The sequence below is a fragment of the Yoonia tamlensis genome (assembly GCF_900115105.1).
GTDB classification, from domain to species: domain Bacteria; phylum Pseudomonadota; class Alphaproteobacteria; order Rhodobacterales; family Rhodobacteraceae; genus Yoonia; species Yoonia tamlensis.
In genome coordinates this window covers 724654-743953 of record NZ_FOYP01000001.1, presented here as the reverse complement: position 1 = coordinate 743953, position 19300 = coordinate 724654, and the positions used below count along the sequence as shown (strand labels likewise).

23 protein-coding genes and 2 tRNA genes are annotated in these 19300 nt (G+C 56.7%); 17 read left to right on the top strand and 8 right to left on the bottom strand.

Features of this window, described 5'->3' with window-relative positions:
- Window positions 1-45: 45 nt before the first annotated feature.
- From thrS to BM320_RS03910, 5 genes are all read left to right on the top strand, one after another.
- On the top strand, window positions 46-1992 hold the full coding sequence (gene thrS / locus BM320_RS03930; protein WP_090196707.1) for a threonine--tRNA ligase: 1947 nt from the start codon (window positions 46-48) through the stop codon (window positions 1990-1992).
- A gap of 237 nt (window positions 1993-2229) precedes the next feature.
- The gene (locus tag BM320_RS03925) at window positions 2230-2532 is read left to right on the top strand and encodes a BufA1 family periplasmic bufferin-type metallophore (protein WP_090196706.1); all 303 of its coding nucleotides are present in this window, start codon (window positions 2230-2232) and stop codon (window positions 2530-2532) included.
- Between the two features lie 62 nt (window positions 2533-2594).
- On the top strand, window positions 2595-3449 hold the full coding sequence (gene bufB / locus BM320_RS03920; protein WP_090196703.1) for an MNIO family bufferin maturase: 855 nt from the start codon (window positions 2595-2597) through the stop codon (window positions 3447-3449).
- A complete protein-coding gene (locus tag BM320_RS03915) occupies window positions 3446-4177 on the top strand; it encodes an HvfC/BufC N-terminal domain-containing protein (RefSeq protein ID WP_090196700.1) in 732 nt (243 codons plus the stop codon). The genes bufB and BM320_RS03915 overlap by 4 nt, the downstream gene beginning before the upstream one ends.
- Window positions 4178-4188: 11 nt before the next feature.
- Window positions 4189-4740: a DoxX family protein gene (locus tag BM320_RS03910; RefSeq protein WP_090196697.1), complete on the top strand. Its 552-nt coding sequence runs from the start codon at window positions 4189-4191 to the stop codon at window positions 4738-4740.
- On the opposite strand, the gene BM320_RS03905 is transcribed toward BM320_RS03910, so the two are convergent.
- The 5 genes from BM320_RS03905 to thyX form a co-directional block, all read right to left on the bottom strand.
- Window positions 4724-5092, bottom strand: coding sequence for a hypothetical protein (locus BM320_RS03905; protein ID WP_090196696.1), 369 nt, complete (start codon window positions 5090-5092; stop codon window positions 4724-4726). The two genes, BM320_RS03910 and BM320_RS03905, sit on opposite strands and share 17 nt — an antisense overlap.
- 42 nt (window positions 5093-5134) lie before the next feature.
- Complete coding sequence (locus tag BM320_RS03900; RefSeq protein ID WP_090196689.1) at window positions 5135-5464, bottom strand: arsenate reductase family protein; 330 nt, start codon at window positions 5462-5464, stop codon at window positions 5135-5137.
- Window positions 5465-5483: 19 nt separating this feature from the next.
- Window positions 5484-5807: an arsenate reductase family protein gene (locus tag BM320_RS03895; RefSeq protein WP_090196686.1), complete on the bottom strand. Its 324-nt coding sequence runs from the start codon at window positions 5805-5807 to the stop codon at window positions 5484-5486.
- Window positions 5808-6075: 268 nt separating this feature from the next.
- Window positions 6076-7134, bottom strand: a complete 1059-nt coding sequence (locus BM320_RS03890; RefSeq protein WP_090196684.1) for a DUF4062 domain-containing protein — start codon at window positions 7132-7134, stop codon at window positions 6076-6078.
- Complete coding sequence (gene thyX / locus BM320_RS03885; RefSeq protein ID WP_090196681.1) at window positions 7131-8036, bottom strand: FAD-dependent thymidylate synthase; 906 nt, start codon at window positions 8034-8036, stop codon at window positions 7131-7133. The genes BM320_RS03890 and thyX overlap by 4 nt, the downstream gene beginning before the upstream one ends.
- A 109-nt stretch (window positions 8037-8145) precedes the next feature.
- Here thyX and BM320_RS03880 point away from each other — a divergent pair, with 109 nt between their 5' ends.
- Window positions 8146-9537 carry a surface lipoprotein assembly modifier gene (locus BM320_RS03880; protein WP_242650947.1) on the top strand — a complete coding sequence of 464 codons (1392 nt, stop codon included), beginning with the start codon at window positions 8146-8148 and terminating at the stop codon, window positions 9535-9537.
- Window positions 9538-9622: 85 nt separating this feature from the next.
- On the opposite strand, the gene BM320_RS03875 is transcribed toward BM320_RS03880, so the two are convergent.
- Window positions 9623-9697 (bottom strand) — tRNA-Thr (locus BM320_RS03875).
- Window positions 9698-9783: 86 nt separating this feature from the next.
- Between BM320_RS03875 and BM320_RS16345 the strand changes: the two genes are divergently transcribed.
- From BM320_RS16345 to BM320_RS03860, 3 genes are read left to right on the top strand one after another with little or no spacing between them, the layout of a single operon-like run.
- Complete coding sequence (locus BM320_RS16345) at window positions 9784-9933, top strand: hypothetical protein (protein WP_165614984.1); 150 nt, start codon at window positions 9784-9786, stop codon at window positions 9931-9933.
- Window positions 9934-9939: 6 nt separating this feature from the next.
- Window positions 9940-11205 (top strand): UDP-N-acetylglucosamine 1-carboxyvinyltransferase, encoded by a 1266-nt coding sequence (murA, locus tag BM320_RS03865; protein WP_090196676.1) that lies wholly within the window; start codon window positions 9940-9942, stop codon window positions 11203-11205.
- Window positions 11205-11678, top strand: a complete 474-nt coding sequence (locus tag BM320_RS03860; protein WP_090196673.1) for a DUF2948 family protein — start codon at window positions 11205-11207, stop codon at window positions 11676-11678. The genes murA and BM320_RS03860 overlap by 1 nt, the downstream gene beginning before the upstream one ends.
- A gap of 169 nt (window positions 11679-11847) precedes the next feature.
- On the opposite strand, the gene BM320_RS03855 is transcribed toward BM320_RS03860, so the two are convergent.
- Complete coding sequence (locus BM320_RS03855) at window positions 11848-12501, bottom strand: DUF6000 family protein (RefSeq protein ID WP_131802273.1); 654 nt, start codon at window positions 12499-12501, stop codon at window positions 11848-11850.
- A gap of 274 nt (window positions 12502-12775) precedes the next feature.
- Between BM320_RS03855 and hisD the strand changes: the two genes are divergently transcribed.
- The 8 genes from hisD to BM320_RS03810 all read left to right on the top strand — a co-directional run bounded on the left by hisD (window position 12776) and on the right by BM320_RS03810 (window position 17442).
- The gene (gene hisD, locus BM320_RS03845) at window positions 12776-14086 is read left to right on the top strand and encodes a histidinol dehydrogenase (RefSeq protein WP_090196663.1); all 1311 of its coding nucleotides are present in this window, start codon (window positions 12776-12778) and stop codon (window positions 14084-14086) included.
- Window positions 14083-14562, top strand: a complete 480-nt coding sequence (locus BM320_RS03840) for a UPF0262 family protein (RefSeq protein ID WP_090196660.1) — start codon at window positions 14083-14085, stop codon at window positions 14560-14562. Before hisD ends, BM320_RS03840 begins: the two co-directional genes overlap by 4 nt.
- A 1-nt stretch (window position 14563) precedes the next feature.
- Window positions 14564-15043 (top strand): arsenate-mycothiol transferase ArsC, encoded by a 480-nt coding sequence (locus tag BM320_RS03835; protein WP_090200327.1) that lies wholly within the window; start codon window positions 14564-14566, stop codon window positions 15041-15043.
- 138 nt (window positions 15044-15181) lie between these two features.
- A complete protein-coding gene (gene infA, locus BM320_RS03830; protein WP_090196658.1) occupies window positions 15182-15400 on the top strand; it encodes a translation initiation factor IF-1 in 219 nt (72 codons plus the stop codon).
- 78 nt (window positions 15401-15478) lie between these two features.
- Complete coding sequence (locus tag BM320_RS03825; RefSeq protein ID WP_207496888.1) at window positions 15479-16057, top strand: Maf family protein; 579 nt, start codon at window positions 15479-15481, stop codon at window positions 16055-16057.
- Complete coding sequence (locus tag BM320_RS03820; protein WP_090196652.1) at window positions 16054-17088, top strand: ribonuclease E/G; 1035 nt, start codon at window positions 16054-16056, stop codon at window positions 17086-17088. Before BM320_RS03825 ends, BM320_RS03820 begins: the two co-directional genes overlap by 4 nt.
- Window positions 17088-17273 carry a DNA gyrase inhibitor YacG gene (locus BM320_RS03815; RefSeq protein WP_090196650.1) on the top strand — a complete coding sequence of 62 codons (186 nt, stop codon included), beginning with the start codon at window positions 17088-17090 and terminating at the stop codon, window positions 17271-17273. Before BM320_RS03820 ends, BM320_RS03815 begins: the two co-directional genes overlap by 1 nt.
- Window positions 17274-17367: 94 nt before the next feature.
- Window positions 17368-17442, top strand: a tRNA-Phe gene (locus tag BM320_RS03810).
- Window positions 17443-17650: 208 nt separating this feature from the next.
- Here BM320_RS03810 and BM320_RS03805 read toward each other — a convergent pair.
- Window positions 17651-19201 carry a hypothetical protein gene (locus BM320_RS03805; RefSeq protein ID WP_090196647.1) on the bottom strand — a complete coding sequence of 517 codons (1551 nt, stop codon included), beginning with the start codon at window positions 19199-19201 and terminating at the stop codon, window positions 17651-17653.
- Between the last annotated feature and the right edge of the window lie 99 nt (window positions 19202-19300).

Here is a 19300-nt window from a genome sequence, read left to right as displayed (position 1 = left end):
CAACCGGGCGTTCCGTGGGCGCCAAACTGACGAGGAGCCCAACAGATGGCCCAAATCTCTCTTACTTTTCCTGATGGCAACATCCGCACTTATGCGGCTGGCGTAACTGCGGCCGATGTGGCTGCCGATATTTCGCCCAGCCTGCGCAAAAAAGCGATCTCGGCCACGGTCAACGACCAGCACTGGGATCTGCAATGGCCGATTGATGCCGACAGCAGTATTGCCATCAACACAATGAAAGACGAAGCGCCCGCGCTTGAACTGGTCCGCCATGACCTCGCGCATATTATGGCGCGCGCGGTGCAGGAACTTTGGCCGGATGTGCAGGTTACCATTGGCCCCGTGATCAAGGACGGCTGGTACTACGACTTTGACCGCAAAGAACCGTTTACCCCCGAAGATCTGGCTACCATCGAAAAGAAGATGAAGGATATCATCAACAAGCGTGATGAAGTCCGCACCGAAATCTGGGACCGTGAAAAGGCAATCGCCTATTATCAGGATCGTGGCGAACCCTATAAGGTCGAACTGATCGAAAGCATTCCGGGCAATGAACCGCTGCGCATGTATTGGCACGGCGATTGGCAGGATCTGTGCCGCGGCCCGCATTTGCAGCACACCGGTCAGGTGCCCGCTGACGGCTTCAAGCTGATGAATATCGCCGGTGCCTATTGGCGCGGTGACAGCAACCGTCCGATGTTGCAACGCATCTATGGCGCGGCCTTTACCAACAAAGAAGGGCTAAAAGCCCACCTGCACATGCTGGAAGAAGCTGCCAAACGCGACCACCGCAAGCTGGGCCGCGAGATGGAGCTTTTTCATATGCAAGAAGAGGCCCCCGGTCAGGTGTTCTGGCACCCCAACGGCTGGACAATCTATACACAGTTGCAAGACTATATGCGCCGCAAACAGCGCGCAGACGGCTATGTCGAGGTGAACACACCGCAGGTGGTGAACCGTAAGCTGTGGGAAGCATCGGGCCACTGGGAAAGCTATCAGGAAAACATGTTCATCGTCGAAGTGGACGAAGACCATGCGCGCGAAAAGACTGTAAACGCACTGAAACCGATGAACTGCCCCTGCCATGTGCAGGTGTTTAACCAAGGCATGAAATCCTACCGCGACCTGCCGCTACGCATCGCGGAATTCGGATCGTGTAACCGGTACGAACCCTCGGGCGCGCTGCATGGGATCATGCGAGTGCGCGGGTTTACCCAAGATGACGGGCATATTTTCTGTACCGAAGACCAGATCGAATCCGAGACCAAGAAATTCATCGAATTCCTGTCAGAAATCTATGCCGAGCTCGGCTTTGAAAACTGGTCGATCAAACTGTCCACCCGCCCCGAAAAACGGATCGGATCGGAAGAGACATGGGATCTACTTGAAAACGCATTGGGCAAGGCCTGTCTAGCCGCAGGGCACGAATATGAACTGCAAGAAGGCGAAGGCGCGTTCTATGGGCCAAAACTGGAATTTGTGCTGACCGATGCAATCGGACGGAACTGGCAATGCGGCACGATCCAAGTCGATAGCAACATGCCCGAGCGGCTCGAGGCCTCCTATATCGGGGCCGATGGTGAACGGCACCTGCCCTATATGCTGCACCGCGCGACATTGGGGTCGTTTGAACGTTTCATCGGCATCCTGATCGAAGAACACGCAGGCAAACTGCCGTTCTGGCTCGCGCCGCGTCAGGTTGTTGTGGCCTCGATCATTTCGGACGCCAATGACTATGCGCAAGAGGTGGTTGCCGCCCTGCAAGCGGCTGGCGTGCGCGCCGAGGCCGACACCCGCAATGAAAAGATCAACTATAAGGTCCGCGAACATTCGGTCGGCAAAGTGCCGGTGATCCTTGCCTTGGGTGCGCGCGAAGTCGAAGAGAAAACAGTGACCGTGCGCCGCCTTGGCGAAAACCGGACCTCTGTAACATCTCTGGCGGAAATCGTGAGCGAGCTGCAAAAAGCCGCAACACCGCCCGATCTTTTGTAACATTCCAGCGCTGGAAGCTGTAACAAACCCGCCGGTTGCGCCAACCGGCGGGTTCTTTTTTGGGCGCGCCCCCTTTTTGGCGCTTGGGCTACATGCAAAACTGCGCCCTCACAGCAGCTCACGGGCGCGTGATGCACGGCCCTGTGAATGGAATAGTAATCGTTTCAAAGGCTAATCTTTGGTCATCGCCGCTGAATGGCGGTGCACGAAATTTGATCCCAACCAAAGGAACGTCTTATGTCCAACACAACAAAAACAATCATCCTTGCCTCTGCTGTTGCTACCGCTGTTGCCGGTCTGGCCACAACTGCCGCCGCTGCGGGCGACGAAAAATGCTACGGTGTTTCACTGGCTGGTGAAAACGACTGCGCCGCGGGCCCGGGCACATCATGCGCCGGCACATCGACTGTCGATTACCAAGGCAACGCATGGTCGCTCGTCCCCGAAGGTACATGCACAGCAATGGAACTGCCTGCAATGGACGACGGTTCTGCACGCATGGGGTCTCTCGAAGCGCTCGAGCGTGATATCCCTGCGTAAACGCTGCAAAACCATGTAGGGTGGATTTAAATCCACCCTACGCAACGCCTCAGGAGCCAGCGATGTTTGACCAGCCCCGCGATACCCCGCTACCCGCCCTGCCTGGCGTGGGCTACAAGCCCCAGCATTACGCGGATATCATCAAAGACGCTGATCCCGTAGGCTGGCTTGAAATCCATGCCGAAAACTACATGGGTGACGGCGGACGCCCGATTGCGCAATTGCGTCACCTTGCCGAACGTTTTCCGATCTCTGTTCACGGTGTTGGTCTGTCGATCGGATCCGAAGGCGATCTTGATCCCGACCATCTTGCCCGCCTCAAGCACCTTGTCGACTGGCTGAACCCTGCCAGTTTTTCCGAACATCTGGCGTGGTCCACACACGACAGCCATTTCCTGAACGATCTTTTGCCCCTGCCCTATACCGAAACGACGCTTGCAAAAGTTGCCAGCCACATCACCCAAGTCCAAGACACGCTTGGCCGCCAGATGCTGCTCGAAAACCCGTCCAGCTATCTGGCCTTCGCGGAATCCACCTATTCCGAGCCCGATTTCCTGCGCGAAATCGTGGCCCGCACTGGCTGTGGTTTGCTGCTGGATGTAAACAACGTCTTTGTCAGCGCCACCAATCTAAAGACCTCTCCGCAGGCCTATATTGATGCCTTCCCCGTCGACGCGGTTGGCGAAATCCACCTTGGTGGTCATGACGAGGACCAAGACGAAACCGGCGCGCCGCTGCTGATCGACAGCCACGGAAAAGCGGTGGTTGATCCAGTTTGGGCGCTGCTTGACTATACGCTTGCACGGACCGGACCCAAGCCGCTGCTGATCGAATGGGACAATGATGTACCCGATTGGGCGACGCTCGCGGATGAGGCCAAACGCGCGGCCAAAGCGCTGGATGGGGTTGCAGCATGAACGTGACCCAAGCCGCGTTTCGTGCAGGGTTGTTCGACCCTGAATTGCCCGCACCAAACGGCCTGCAAAACCCCGACGGCGCGCAGGCCAGCAAACGCTTTGACGTCTACCGCAACAACGTCGCGGTGGGGCTATCGGACGCGCTCGAAGCCGCGTTTCCCGTGATCCGCAAACTTGTCGGCGACAATTTCTTTCGCGCAATGGCCGGGGTTTATCTGCGCAAGCATCCGCCCAAATCGCCGCTGATGATGTTTTACGGGCAAGCCATGCCGCAATTCCTGCGCCGCTTTGGCCCAGCGCAAAGCCTGCCCTATCTGCCTGATATCGCCCTGCTAGAGCTTGCGATGCGCCGCGCATATCACGCTGCAGACGCAGGGTCGGTTGATCCGCAATCGCTTGGCGCGCTGGCCCCTGATGCCTTGCTCGCCTCGCGGCTGCGGTTTGCCCCTGCGGTGCAGGTGCTGAAATCCGGCTATCCGATCCACGCCATTTACCGCGCAAACACGACGGCTGACGCGCCCAAACCGGTGATGAAACCTGAAAACGTGTTAATCACGCGCGCAGGCTTTGATCCGCAAATTCATCTGCTCGATCAGGCCGCTACAACCTGTATCGCCGCGCTAAAGGATGGGGCGACATTGGGTGAAACGCTTGTTGACGACAGGCTTGATCTGGGCGCGACACTCGCGCTTTTGCTTGGCCAATCCGCCATCACCTCTATTTATTGAAAGGTTTTCTCATGTACCTGCCCGCCATTTTCGACCGCACCGCCGCGCAATTGAACCGGATTGGCGACCAACTGCTGCCGCTTTTGGCAAGGCTGGTGTTTGCGGGGGTGTTGCTCGGGTATTTCTGGAAATCGGCTACCACCAAACTGGGCGACGGGATCTTTGGCATTTTCACGCCCTCTTCGGGCGGCTACGTGCAAATCTTCCCCCGCGCGATGGAGGCCGTGGGCTATGACACCTCGCAACTGTCCATTTTCCACTGGGCGGTTGTCTTTGCAGGCACCGTCGCGGAATTTGTGCTGCCGCTGCTGATCGTAACCGGTTTGCTGACACGGCTGGCGGCCTTTGGCATGATCGGGTTTATCGCGGTGCAATCGCTGACCGATCTTTACGGCCATGGCGGCATTGCCCACGAAGGCACGCTTGGCGCGTGGTTTGACCGGGTTCCCGGCGATTTGATCTTAGATCAACGTGCGTTTTGGGTGCTGTGTCTGGCGATCTTGGTGGTCAAAGGGGCCGGCGCGATATCCGCCGACCGCCTGTTGTTCAGAAATGCGCCTTAGGCTCGTCCGGTTTACCGGCGGCAATGGCCAGAATGCCACCCAGCCCCGCAAAGCCGATCGGGAACATGGTGCCTATGTTGAACCCGAAAGCTGCATAGAAACAAAGCGCTGAGACCAGCATCAGCACCCCGCCCCAAAGCGCGCGGGCGCGTGCCATGGCCCCACCGGCGATGGCCAGAAGCGGTGCCATGAAGCTGGCAAAGCGAATGAAATTCGGGTTTTCGAACGCGCCGAAAAGCTCGCCCACTTCGGTATGGCGTTCGGTCAGTTCGGCGTATCCATAGCCGAACAGCCCGACAACAATCCCCATCAGCCCCGCTATCAGACCCAGCGTAAGTGCGGCATTGCGCATGAAATTCTCCTATTGTTTGGGGACTACATAGGCATCTTTGGGCTAACCGCCAAGGTGCATCGCCTGCGCATCGGCTTTCCACCCGATGCTCCACTGACCGTCCGCATCAATCACGGGGCGTTTCATCAATGTGGGATGTGCGGCCAGCAACGCATCGGGATCGCCTGCCTTTTCGGCGTCAGTCAGCCCGCGCCAAGTGGTCGAGGCGCGGTTGATCGCCTTATCACCAAATTGGGCGATGATCTGTGCGCGGTCGGCGTCTGATACGCCATCGGCGCGCACGTCGATGATCTGCGGGTCATGGCCTGCGGCTTGCAATGCTTTGATAGCCTTGCGGCAGGTGTCACATGTTTTTAGTCCGAAAAAGCGCATTTTGGCTCCTGTAATTGGGTTAAAGCCAGACCGCACGGGCGTCATCATCCCAGCCAAGCGTGTATTTGCTGCCGTCTGTAATGACAGGGCGGGCCATGAGCGCGGGTTGCGCGGCAAGCTGCTCCTCGGCCTCGCTCTCGCGCAGCCACGCGTTGAGATTGCGATAGGTCTGGGATTTGCGGTCCACCAGATTATCGCCAAATTCAGCGATCAACGGCGCCCATTCGGTTTCCGACAAAGGATCGGCCCGCACATCACGAAACGTCACATCATGCCCCGCGTCATCCAGCGCGCGCAGTGCTTTTTTACAGTCAGAACAGGTGGGGAGGCCGTAGAGGATCATGGGGTGCGCTTTCAATCTATTTCTTGAGGATCATATGGGCGATGCAAGTTGTGCACAACATCAGGGCATCGTCTGGACCGAGGGGGTGACCCGCGTCTTGGAAAAGGTCCAGTGGACCTTTTCAGCGGGGAACGCGCGAAGCGCAGGGGGTGCGTTGCGTTTATGTGGTGCCCCATCAGTAGGGGAGCGTCTGGACCTCGGGGTGGGTGCGAAGCGCCCTCCCCATGGGGGAGGTCCGGGCGCTGCCCGGCTGTGCCGGGCGAAATGACTAGAACGGGATTTCGTCTGAAATCGGGAGAGAGCCAGTGACTACGTTTACTCTTTCATTTAATGAGCCAGTAGCAATTCGCATTCTACGCCCGGCAGTTTTTCCGTCAGCCGTAAAAGGTTCAGCGCCGGCACCGTCATACATGAACTTAACTTCTGTATAATATGCTACGAGACGCTGAAAGTCGGCCTCATTGATAGAGCAATTCGGAACCGCGAAGCCCTGGAGTTCAAACAAAATTTCATTTGCAAAGGCATTCGTGCTTTTCTTCGCGTCTATACTAAAATACTCTGATCCGCCCCAATCACCGAATTCGCACGCGAGCGACGCTTGAAAATATGGGAACAAATCCCGCCAACTCACCTCAATTTTACAAACTTCAATAGGATCGCTGCCGTAACCAGGCGAATCCCTGATTACCCTAATAGATGTGGTTTCTTCGATACTTGGAGGCTTAGGCAAACTAGTTTCCCAAGCACCTGCCCCATTCTCGGACACCAATTGATCTATGCGCTTGCGCAAGTTTCTATTTTCTTCGAGTATCTCGGGGCTACTTAATCGGTCGGCCCGAACCCAGCCAGGTCTAGGCTTTGTAGCTTTTGCGTGATCCAATGCCACCCTAACCGCCAACTTCAGTGCATCAATATTTTCCCACGGCGTTCTCATTCTCTTTTTTGAGGCAAGCTTGATAAATTTCTCAAGCTTCTTTCTCGAACGGTCAACGCTTTCGCTTTTGTCGATAGGAATTGATCCGGTATCCGAGTGAAGAAAAACTAAAATCGGTATTTCCTTTTCTACGGCGTATCGAAACTCCTTCTCAGTATAGCTCAGTCCATCTTCGGCAATGGTACCATAACGCCCGGCTAGAATGAGAACATAGTAGTCACAATCGTCGATTACTGTTTTAATAAACTCAAATTGTTCATCGTCCGCCGCAGGAAATGCTTCCATTCCAACTGGAATATCGCCAGCACGAATAATGGTTTCCTCGACCGCCTTTCGCTCGGCAATCAGATCGGTGTAAGTTGAGCTGATAAAGACTTGGTACTTCTTACTCACCCAATAATCCCTTCAAACTCCCGCCATTCGCCTTTGGACATCCCTGATGTCTCTTGCGTGACCTTTTCACCTTTCAGCATACGGCGGACGCAGTCGATTGCTTTGCCCGATAGGTTGGCGCCGCCCATGCGGTAGTCTTCGAATGCGCCGTAGGCGGCGGGGACCCAGTCGGCGACGACTTTGCAGATTGCGTCGGCGTAGACCCGGATTTCATATTGGGCGTGGGCGTCGGCGCGTAGCCGCAGGAAGTGGAACAGGTTGTGCAGGTCCACCTTCCAGTACCATTGCGTATAGATATTGGCGGGCAGGTTCATGCGGGCAAGCTCGCGGGCAAGCCCTTGTTGCCCTTCCTGGTCGATCATTTCGGCGTAGTGATCATAGCAGCGCGCCGCGTCCCCCTTGAGGTATTCCAGCACGCGCGCGGCTTCTTCGCCTGACAGCGCTTCGCCCCTGCCCTGATTATTGATCACGGATTGCGCGGCCAGATTACCCGCCTCGGGGATATAGAATTCACGGTCAAGGATCGAATAGCGCGCGGAGTATTCGTTCACATTCGCCGTCCGGTGCCGGATCCATTGACGGGCCACAAAGACGGGCAGTTTGACGTGCAGTTTGATTTCGCACATCTCGAACGGGGTCGAATGCCAGTGGCGCATCAGGTAGCGGATCAACCCTTCGTCGTTTTGCACCGATTTGGTGCCTTTGCCATAGGACACCCGCGCCGCCTGACAGATCGCGGCGTCATCGCCCATATAGTCGATGACACGGATAAACCCGTGGTCAAGAACCTCATGCGCCTTGTAAAGATGCGTTTCCATCCCTTCGGATACGGCACGCAGGGTTGGTTTTGGCTGGGCGCGTAGGTCGTCGATTTCGGCCTGTTGGTCGGGGCTAATGGGCATCTTTCTCTCCGGCAGATAGATTCGGTTTGGGACACTATAGAGTGTGAAGCCTTTCGCGACACCCAAGATGTGCTGGCCCCGCCATTCAACCTATGGCATTGTGCGGCCAATGACAGACCTGAAAGACACCCCGCCCCTGCGCCTGATTGCCATAATGGCCTGCCTTGCGGCCTCTCCGGTTTGGGCGCAAGAAACGGTTGATATTCCGAACGAGCAGGCACGGGTCATTGCGTTGCGCGCAGTGCAGGCGGGTGATGTGCGGCTGGCCTTGGAAATCGCGCGCCAGCTTTTGGCGCAAGACCCCGATGATCGCGCCGCACTGGTGGTGATGGCTGCCGCCGCACCGCAGGTCGGTGATTTTGAGGAGGGCCGCCGCGCCGGTGCGCGTGCATGGCGGCTATCACAAACCGATGACCAAAAATACGAGGCCGCGCGGCTGACCGCATTGGCGGCCGCAAATGGCGAACGCTTTACCCTGTCGACCATCTGGTTGCGGCGCGCGCTGACCGTTGCCCCCGACGAGACAGAATATGCGCGCACAATCGCGGACGCCCGCGCCATCGCGCAGCGCAATCCGTGGTCAACGGCGCTATCATTTTCGATTGCGCCGTCCAACAACGTGAATGGCGGTGCCGATGATGCCACGCTGACCGCACCGGGCAATCCTGACGGCACTTTGTCGGAGGACGCATTGGCCATGGCGGGGATGCGCGCGACACTCGGTTTCCAGACACAATACCGGCTGCACGCCGATGCCAAAAGCCGCAGTCTGATTGGCTTGCAATATAGCGGCGCACGGGTGCGCTTGCGCGATGATGCCCCCCTGCCGGATGCCGCCTTTGCCACCGACACGGCGATCATAAGCCTCACCCATGAACGCGCAGTGCCTCTTGGCACAATCAGCCTGAACGTGGCTGCGGGCAGATCCAACTATGCGCAAACACAATCAGGCGAACAGGAACTGGATTACCAAAGCTACGACATGCAGCGTTTGGGCGTCAGCTATCACTGGCCCGTTGGCACAGTTGCGCAAATCGGCATCGGCGCGCAATCAGAGCAACTGCAGTATCAGTCCACCGCAATCGGCGAGCTCACGCGCGCGTCGTTCAACGCATCCTTTACACAGCGCCGCGCGAATGGCGATCGCTGGCATGCGGCGATCAAATACCTGCAAAGTGACGCGCAGGCAGTGAACTATCTTTATGAAACGCTCACTGTGCAGGGCAGCTACCAGTGGCACAATCAGATCGGTCCGGTCACGCTTGCGGTCGGTGCCGGTGTGACTTGGGCGGATTACCCCGCGTATCGGCTTTTATTGCCCGTCACAGGCGGCCGTCAGGATACAACTTTGTTTTACAACGTAAATATGGGGTTTGCGGATCTGTCCTATGCCGGTTTTACGCCGGGGGTGGTGATCAATCATAGCTTTGCGGATAGCAACGTCAGCCGGTTCACCCGCGAAACGGTCTCGGTCGGGTTTACGCTGACATCGCAGTTCTGATCACAACAGGTAACGATGCCACAAGGCGCCACAACATGCGTTTGCCGCATGCCGGAACGGGCAATATGAAACTGGTGTGGGTATATGGTGCTGCTGGGGAGAATTGAACTCCCGACCTCGTCATTACCAATGACGCGCTCTACCACTGAGCTACAGCAGCATCCGTGAGCGGGGAATTAGACGCAAATGCCCGAGGGCGCAAGCCCTGTCTGGACCCTTTTTGCGCTTATTGCTAACAGGGCTGTCATGAGCGACAAACAAAACAACAATAGCAAGAGCAAACCCGCCACAAATCGCGAAGATCGATTGAAGGCGGCGCTTAAGGCAAATATGGCCAAACGCAAGGCACAGGCCCGTGCCCGCGCGGCAGAGCCGGATAAAAAAGAGAAAGAGTAGTCAGGCATGGATTCGATTGTGGTCAAAGGCGGAACGCCGCTGAACGGAAAAATTCAGATCGCAGGCGCCAAGAATGCCGCCCTTGCACTGATGCCCGCGACATTGTTGTCCGAAGAGCCGTTGACGCTGACCAATGCGCCGCGCCTGTCCGATATCAAGACCATGACGCAGCTTTTGCAGTCTTTGGGTGTCGAGGTCACATCCATGCAAAACGGCAAGGTGCAGGTGCTGTCGTCGCATGACATGACATCCACCACTGCCGACTATGAAATCGTGCGCAAGATGCGCGCGTCTAACCTTGTGCTGGGTCCGCTGCTTGCCCGGCATCATCAGGCGATTGTGTCCCTGCCCGGCGGTTGTGCGATTGGCGCGCGCCCGATGGATATTCACGTCACCGCGCTTGAAGCGATGGGCGCGCAGATCGAACTCAAGGACGGCTACTTGCATGCCGTTGCCAAAGGCGGGCTGAAAGGCGCGCGCGTGCCGCTGCGTTTTGCATCCGTTGGCGCGACCGAAAACATCCTGATGGCCGCGACATTAGCCAAAGGCACCACAATCATCGAAAACGCCGCGCGCGAACCCGAAATCGTTGATCTGGCACAATGTTTGCGCCGGATGGGCGCGCAGATCGACGGCGAAGGCACCAGCACGATCACCATTGATGGCGTTGACCGCTTGGGTGCTGCCACCCACCCCGTTGTCACCGACCGGATCGAACTGGGGACCTATATGCTCGCCCCTGTCTTTGCAGGCGGAGAGGTCGAATGCCTTGGCGGGCGGCTCGATCTGATTGGTGCATTTGTCGAGAAACTGGACGCCGCCGGCGTCGACGTGTCCGAAACCCCCGACGGGATCAAGGTCAAGCGCCGCAGTGACCGCGCCCGCGCTGTTGATGTCACCACCGAAGTTTTCCCAGGCTTCCCAACCGATCTGCAAGCGCAGATGATGGCAATGCTGTGTACGGCCCAAGGCACATCCGTGCTGGAAGAGAAAATCTTTGAAAACCGCTTTATGCACGCGCCCGAATTGATCCGCATGGGCGCGAATATCGAAGTCCACGGCGGCACCGCGACGGTGAACGGCGTTGAACGGCTCAAGGGTGCGCGCGTCATGGCGACCGATTTGCGCGCCTCGGCGTCCTTGATTCTGGCCGGCCTTGCCGCAGAAGGTGAAACCGTGGTCAGCCGCGTCTATCACCTTGATCGCGGCTACGAGCATATCGAGGAAAAACTGGGCGCGGTTGGCGCGCAAATTGAACGGGTATCCGAATAATGGTCGAAGACGCACGCTTTGAAGACGGCAAAGAATCACCCCTACGGCTCAAGGCGCTGGATGCGGATGATCTGACTGTGATCGCCGCGCTGGTGCAAGACGCGGTTTTTCCGGCGGCTGAAATGCAATGGGACCGCAAGGCACGCCGCTTTGCCGTACTTTTGAACCGGTTCCGCTGGGAGGATGCGAAAAACGCACCGCGCCACGGGCACGAACGGGTGCAATCGGTGCTGGTGTTCGAAGACGTGATGCGCGTGCAAAGCCAAGGCGTCGATAAATCCGACCCTGAAATGGTGTTTTCCCTGCTGTCCATCACCTTCACCCCCGGCGAAGACGGCACAGGCCGGATCGAGCTGACCCTAGCAGGCGACGGCGCGATCGCGTTTGAGGTCGAAGCGCTCGAAGTCATCCTACGCGACGTCACCCGCCCCTACGGCGCACCATCAGGCAAAGCACCGTCGCATCCAGCCTGATGAGGGCAGCGTCAGGCAATATCGGTCCGAACATCAAGCATTTTTCCCGAACCCGACATTGGACGTAGTGTGCGCTAAGGTCGGATGTGCGGGACAAAGCGCCATTTCGCTGCGGCTGCGCCAATGGCAGATTCCCGAAGAGCGCTAGAAACTCTCATTTTAGGGAAAGCTACAAACCGACTGCCCCTCGAATGGTAGCGATACTTGCCATCTGCTGCCCGAAATTGTTGATTACATTTTCTGCCGCACTTCTGTGCGGTCGGTGCTGCTGCCAGAGGTAATATGCAGGGATTAATTCAGAGAGGATGTCACTTCCAAGTATAGGGTCCAAATAAGCTAGGGCTCCCAGTGCCGACCCTTGATCGAAATCCAGATCGGTACGCTGCAAATAATAGTCTAGGTACTGAATTAAAAATGTTCGTGCTGATACGCTTTCAAATGATGCCAGAGCCAAGCAGTAACCTTGCCCAGCGTAACAAACTTCGCTTTTCAGTAAATGCGTTCCGATAATGTTTTCAACATCTTGATTTTTCGAGATGGCAGCAAAAATTGCACCAACTTTCCTTGGGCGCCAATTAAACTCTCCTAGCATTGTCAGCAAAATATCATGCGACAATTGTGGAAACAGGTCGTTGTATGTTGCGAGTGTCTTGTCATTGACGCGCAAACCCGTCAGATAGAGCGGTACGACCCATTTCTTGATTAGTGCTAGGTCGCACTCCTTATCATTTCTATAGGTGGTCATGTTTTCAAAGGGGCTCTGATGCCTGACTGTTGCACCCGCTACGTGTAATTCTACTTGCTTTTTCGTTGCATCGTTCAAGCTAGACTCCAATTTTGTAAACTAAGCGAAAGCATTCCAATGCGGCCTGTTGGGGCAACCTTCTTGCAAGCCGAAGTTAGTGCACAGCGCAGCAATCGTCAAAATGGGCTCAAAGCGGACATCAGCCGCGATTTGAAAGAACGGCCGTTCCTGAATTTCCAAAATCAACTCAATTCTTGGCGAAACAGTCAAACCCTTCGCACACCACCCGATAACAATGCCGCATTGAAGCGCGCGCCGCTGCCTTGTATGTCGGGCCGCGAAGGAGTGCACAATGCCACAGTTTCTGAACACATCTGACGCCGATTTCGAGACCCGATTTACCGCCCTTTTGGGCGCCAAGCGCGAAGATAGTCCGGATGTCGATCATATCGTGGCGGAGATTATTGCCGATGTGCGCGCGCGCGGTGATGCGGCGGTAATTGAGCTGACAAGCAAATTTGATCGGTTGGACCTCACCCCCGACACGATGCGGTTTTCGCAGGCCGAGATTGACGCCGAATGCGCCAAGGTGAGCGACGCCGACCGCGCGGCGCTGGAATTGGCCGCAACCCGCATCCGCGCCTATCACGCCCGCCAAATGCCCAGCGATGACATGTGGACAGACGAGGTCGGTGCGACGCTTGGCTGGCGCTGGACGCCAGTTTCAGCGGCAGGGCTTTATGTGCCGGGTGGGCTTGCATCCTATCCATCGTCAGTCTTGATGAACGCGATCCCTGCCAAGGTCGCAGGCGTGGGCCGCTTGGCGATTGTTGTGCCAACGCCGGACGGCATCACAAACCCGCTGGTGCTGATGGCTGCCAAAATCGCAGGCGTGGACGAGATTTACCGCATTGGCGGCGCGCAGGCCGTTGCGGCGCTGGCTTACGGCACCGATACAATTGCGCCTGTCGATAAGATCACAGGACCGGGCAATGCTTTTGTTGCAGCCGCCAAACGGCGCGTATTTGGCAAGGTGGGCATCGACATGATCGCAGGCCCGTCCGAAATTCTGGTGATCGCCGACAACGACAACGACCCCGACTGGATCGCGCTTGATCTGCTGTCCCAAGCCGAACACGATGAAAGCGCGCAATCGCTGTTGATCACCGATGATGCGGCATTCGGGCAGGCGGTTGTTGCCGCTGTCGAAAAGCGGCTGGAAACGCTGGAACGGCGCGCGATTGCAATCGCAAGCTGGCGGGATTTTGGCGCGGTGATTACCGTGGCAAATATGGCCGAGGCCGTGGCGCTTTCAGACCGCATTGCGCCCGAACATCTCGAGATTTGCACAGCTGACGCTGAAAATCTGAGCAATCAGGTTACGCACGCTGGTGCAATCTTTATCGGGGGTTGGACTCCCGAGGCAATCGGTGACTACATTGGCGGACCAAACCACGTGCTGCCCACTGCAAGGTCTGCGCGTTTCTCAAGCGGACTATCTGTGATGGATTTCATCAAACGCACAACCTTGTCCAAAATGACGCCAAAGGCGCTGGCGGCAATTGGTCCTGCGGCGGAACGGCTTGCCAAATCCGAAAGCCTTCAGGCACATGGTCTATCCGTGCGCGCCCGCTTGGACCGTTTGAATACAGGTGACACATGAACAAGCTAAGCCATATCACAATTGACGATTCAGGGCTGCCAGTGCCCACACCCGAAATCGAACAGGAGCGCAAAGTTGCGCTTTACGATCTGCTCGAGGATAACAGCTTTGCCTTGCCCGCGCGCGAAGGGCGCGCGGTGGCCCAAGGACCATACCGGTTGGGTCTGTCGATCATCGAACGGCGGTTAGTCTTTAATATCAAAGCAGAAAACGAAGACCCCGTGGGCGAATTCCATTTGTCGCTGGGGCCGTTCCGCCAAGTGGTCAAAGACTATTTCCAAATCTGCGAAAGCTATTTTGACGCGGTCAAGACCATGCCACCCAGTCAGATCGAAACCATTGATATGGCACGGCGCGGCATCCACAACGAAGGCGCGCGCATTCTGCAAGAACGTCTTGAAGGCAAGGCCGAAGTCGACACCGACACCGCCCGCCGTCTGTTTACCCTGATCTGCGTCTTGCATTTTGGGGGCTGATTTGGGGGAAGACGCCAAATTTGACCCTTTACCGCAGTCGGTGCTGTTTTGCTGCGACTATAATTCCGTGCGTTCGCCAATGGCCGAAGGCATCATGAAAAACCTTTATGGCACGGAATGTTACATCCAATCTGTCGGGGTCAAGAACGACCTTGAAATCGACGGGTTTGCGGTCACTGTCTGCGGTGAAATCGGGGTTGAACTGTCGCGCCACCGCGCCCGCACCTTTGATGAAATGGAAGAATGGGGCGACGATCTATCTTCGTTTGATCTGGTGCTTGCCCTGTCCCCTGCCAGCCAGCGGCGCGCGCTTGATCTGACCCAGTTCTATCATCTCGAGGTCGAATATTGGCCGATCCTTGACCCCACAGGGCTTGGCGACGACCGCGAAGCACGGCTGAATATGTACCGTCAGGCCCGCGACCAGATCAAATCGCGGCTGATTGAACGCTGGGGTCCGGGCAAACCTGCCGAAAACTAGGCATTATTCACACATTCCGCCCGCCAAAACCGCACCTTCGGGCGCGCCATGGCAATTAGGCCTTGAAAACTTGCGGGTTCGGGCGCATTTAGGCGCCGTTCGCCAGACGTTGGGCGGACGTGAAATACAGGAGATCACATGGCTAAGGAAGAACTGCTCGAATTCCCAGGTGTCGTAATTGAACTTCTGCCAAACGCGACGTTTCGGGTCGAGCTGGAAAACGGCCATGAGATCATCGCGCATACGGCAGGCAAGATGCGCAAAAACCGCATCCGCGTACTGGCAGGCGACAAGGTACAGGTCGAAATGACCCCCTATGATTTGACCAAAGGTCGGATCAACTATCGCTTTAAATAAGCTGATACGCATGTTTTGCGGCAGCAATCGGGTGGGTGTTTTGACATATCCAAATTGCAAAACGGTGTCGCCATGACGCTGTCGCTTGTGCTTGGCTCGGGCTCGCCACGGCGGCTTGAGCTATTGGCCCAGCTTGGCGTTGTGCCAAGCGATATTCGCCCCCCCGATATCGACGAAGACCCGCGCAAGGCCGAATTACCGCGCGATTATGTCAACCGGATTGCGGCTGAAAAAGCGGCGGCTGTGACGGCTGGCCCTGATGAGATCGTACTTTGCGCCGATACCACCGTGGCGCTTGGCCGCCGGATCATGGGCAAACCTGCGGACGCAGGCGAAGCGGCCGCGTTTCTTTATGCGCTGTCGGGCCGTCGTCACAAGGTGATCACTTCGGTCGCCGTGAAACGCGGGGGTAAGGTCTGGCAGAAAGACGTGCAAAGCACGGTCGCGATGAAACGCCTGTCCGACGCCGAAGTTAACGCCTATCTGGCAAGCAACGACTGGCAAGGCAAGGCGGGCGGCTATGCCATCCAAGGCCCCGCAGGCGCGTTTATTCCATGGATCAACGGATCCTATACCGGCATCGTCGGGCTGCCGCTGACCGAAACCGCAGGGCTTTTGACTGCCGCCGGTTTCCCGCTTTACAAAGGTGACGCATGAAGGGCCGCGCAATTATTCTTGACCATATCGGAGACGTCGAAGTCGCCGCATATATGATCGATGGCAAGCTGGACGATCTGCTGATCGACCACCCCGATGCACCCCGCCAAGGCGCGATCTATCGCGGGATTTGCGACCGTCCGATCAAGGGGCAAGGCGGCATGATGCTGCGCCTGCCCGACGGCGAAACCGCGTTTTTGCGCGCTGGCAAAGGGCTGCGTCCCGGACAGCCGTTGCTGGTGCAGGTCACCGGCCACGCGGATGATGGCAAAGCAATCCCCGTCACCGATCGCGTGCTGTTCAAAAGCCGCTACGCGATTGTGACTCCCGGCAAACCGGGGCTAAATATCTCGCGCCAGATCACCGACGAAGACACGCGCGACAACCTGATGGCCATCGCGCATAGCGTCTTTGACAGCGCACATGGGCTGATCCTGCGGTCATCGTGTGAAGATGCCGACGGTGAAGAGATCGCAGAAGATATCATCGCGATGCTGTCGCTTGCCGATGCGGTTCTGGCCGACGCGACTGGCACCGAACCCGAAGCCCTGACCGAAGGCGACGGGCCGCACACGATCGCCTGGCGCGAATGGGCCAGCGTGGCGACTGTTGTGACCGATGCGGGCAGTTTTGAAACGCACGGCGTTCTTGATCAGCTGGCAATGCTTGACGGGCCGCTGGTGCCGCTTGGCGAAGGCACGATGTATGTCGAACCCACGCGTGCGCTGGTCGCTGTGGATGTGAACACCGGCAATGATACCTCGCCTGCCGCCGCGCTCAAGGCCAATCTGGCCGCCGCCCGCGCCCTGCCGCGTGCCTTGCGCCTGCGCGGGCTTGCAGGGCAAATCACCGTTGATTTTGTGTCCATGTCCAAGGCCCACCGCAAGCAGCTAGAACAAACGCTGCGCGCCGCCTTCCGCAATGACCCGATTGAAACATCGCTCGTCGGTTGGAGCCCGATGGGCCTGTTTGAACTCCAGCGCAAACGCGAACGCCCGCCCTTTCCCAAACAACTTTTCGCGGATCTGTGATGGCCTGCCCGATCTGCAAAAAAACCACCCAAACCGCGTTCCGCCCGTTCTGTTCCAAACGCTGCGCGGACATTGATCTGGGCAAGTGGTTTAGCGGCAGCTACGCAATTCCGGCAGCCGCATCAGAGGACGACGAAGACCTCGGAAACGAACTGCGCGCGGCCGATGAAAAGAAACCGCACTAAGGCGCGTTTTATCGCAACTTCCCTCTGGACACCCCCGCCGCCCGCGTCTAAAACCCCGCTACCCAAGGCGTTACACCGCGTAACACCAACCCGTGCCCGGGTAGCTCAGGGGTAGAGCAGTGGATTGAAAATCCTCGTGTCGGTGGTTCGATTCCGCCCCTGGGCACCAATTTTATATAATAAAAACAATTTGCTAGATGGAGATTTCGTTACCGGTAGGCCGATGCCATTTGTCTTGGGTAGCACTGGGGTATCATTTCAGCCTCTAGGTCTAAAAAAGGGTTATTATCCAAACCTGCTGCATCAGGGTCGACCAATGCCCGCTTCTCGAATACATGCTGGAAACATTTTACGTACCCGTGCGGCCTGTCGGTGCATTACATAGCGTCTTTAATAACCGAACCGAAATCCTCCAAGGCGTCAAATTTACGTTCTGCTTTGGTGATCGGGTGTTTGGCGTAGTGCTCGTCAAAGACTTTCCCCAGACCTTTGGCATTCACTTTTGTAATAAGCGAGCGGACATCTTGTCCTGCCACCAGTTTGACGCCGTAGCGTTTGGTTTCATTGGAAACAGTTTCGGCTAGTTGTAGCGCCTCGTTAGTAAAACCGCCGGAGGTCCAAAACTCAACGCTGAACGCGCGGTTTTGCAACGTCTCTTGCGCACGAAAATGCTTGTTTAGGCGACGCGCCTTGGTTCGAATCCACGCCTCTAGCTCTTCCGCATCCACCTTATGGGTTGGCGCGTAGCCTTTGCACTCGATGAGCCGGACGGTTTCTGCCGAAACACAGAACACATCAACTTCGTATCTCTCATCAGTGTCGATGAAGACCTTTTTCCCGATATCGATTGAACCGCCGCCTTGCAGTGTTGCGATATGTCCAACGATCAGTTCGAACAGTGCACCGCGCAGATTGCCCGCCGCTCCTTCGATGTGACCCAACTGACTGAATAGGGTTTCGATGACTTCCGGGTTCTTGGCAGCAATTGCACTGGCGTGATGAAGGGTTTCCAACAGGCCTGCCAAACCGCGCGCGACATCTCGGCCAAAAAGAGCCGATGGTTTTGTTGCGATGATGCCGTTGGCGCGCAGTTCGTGAAATGCATCAGGGTGGAAGCCGTCAGCGATTATTACTGGGAGGAACGGCGGCAACCGCCGCATAGCACGCGAACTTTCGCACTTGCGCAAGAACGCCTGGGCAGTCGCTTTGTTCAGTTCACCCAAATAGACATCCGCGACGAGGAAGCCCGGTTTCGGTTTGCCGTCGGCATAGCGCACCATGGGTGTCAGGTAGCTGGGCGCAACTAGGTCAAAAGCGTGGGTCCCAAACTGTGGGAGCGCTTGGCCGCGCTCTCGTATGGCAACTTTATTGTAGCTTACCATTCCGAGCTTACGAGCCCAGTCGGCAACCGCATCCAAGAGGACGCGCTGGACTGTGAGCTGCGCGGGGTAACCGTCAAAGTCGACTGAAAAGCCCGAATGGTGGTGAAAGGCTACAACAGGTGTCTCGCCGACAGTGAACTCAGTTAGAAACCCAATGCCTTTGAGGCGCGCTAGAACTGCATCGCTGCCTGTCTTCTTTTTCTGTTTCAGCGGTGCGCCAGAGATGATCGGGAAGAAATCACTTGGAATGATCCCTCCCTTCGCAATCATAGCGGCGATTGCTGGCCCGTAGGTTGGGCTGCCTTCGGTCAGGGCATCAAAAAGTCCGTCCCAATACCGATGGGTGCCAAAGTGCGCCTCGTGAAAGTAGAAACGAGCGTTCTTTGGAAAGCTTAGTCCCAACAGTGTCTTGACCGAAGTGGGTCTGCGCCTAAGCCTTTGACGAGCGGTATCGGGTGAGAGCCCTGTTTCCTCAAGGTGGCGAAGGATATCCGAAGTGAGCTTCGGGCCATTCTTTAGAAGGTACTTTGATATGTCATTAGTCATTTCAGAAACATAGTGTCACACTGCGCTATTTATAAGAGAACTACATTGTAGGGCCGTATTGTTTTTTGCGGCTTCATGCCCCAATGATTTCAAAGACTT